This window comes from Wenyingzhuangia sp. 2_MG-2023 (genome assembly GCF_030548295.1).
Taxonomy (GTDB): Bacteria; Bacteroidota; Bacteroidia; order Flavobacteriales; family Flavobacteriaceae; genus Wenyingzhuangia.
Map to the genome: position 1 here is coordinate 1 of NZ_JAUOSB010000062.1, position 749 is coordinate 749.

The window sequence follows — 749 nt, forward strand, 5'->3', positions numbered from 1 at the left end:
GTTGTAAACCATTGCTTTGAAATTGGAAAAAATATTGAACTATATTGCTTTCATTCTACTCTCAATAACTTCTTTTGTGAGTTGTAAGAACCAAAATCATGAAAAACAGCATGAAAATTTAAGTGTACTAAATATTGATACCCTTCAATCGAAAAAAGTTGAAACATACTTTGAAAAAAAAGCAGACACACTTAAAATAATGGTTCTCCCTTGTTGGAATCATTACACTTATGGAACTTATGGCTACGAAGTAACTCCTGTAATTGAAAGAGAATTGAAAAGATTTAAAAACCTGAAGGTAATTCCTCTACCACTGAAAAAATTAATGGATGTTCCGTATCAAGTTGTCTTTGATAAAAAATATTGCAAGCCTATAATCGAAAGAGTGAATACCGATATTTTAGTTCTAAGTCGTTTTGATAAAGAAATTGACCCAGTGAGAAGGAATGAAATGGTGTGGGGATATGAATTAAAGCTTGTTGAAACAAAAGGGATGAAACAGATTAATTCACTGAATGTACATAATCTGAAAAGATTTGAGGGTATTGAAAAATATATCACAAACAATATTGAAACTCTTGTAGCGGATATTGAAAGAGTGGCGAATTAAAACAGTTTACAACACTGTATAAAAACAATTTGGGTTTGTTTGCTAGCCCAATGTTCAGTACTTTTAAACCAAGTCAAATCAGCACGCTCGAAAAGGCTCTGCCCTTTTCTCCCAAACTGATTTTTATACAAACCCGTTA

At 31.9% G+C, this 749-nt stretch carries 1 protein-coding gene; it reads left to right on the forward strand.

The features are described from left to right. Positions 1–16 precede the first annotated feature (16 nt). Positions 17–610 (forward strand): hypothetical protein, encoded by a 594-nt coding sequence (locus Q4548_RS16660; protein WP_303457157.1) that lies wholly within the window; start codon positions 17–19, stop codon positions 608–610. The last annotated feature ends 139 nt before the right edge of the window (positions 611–749 follow it).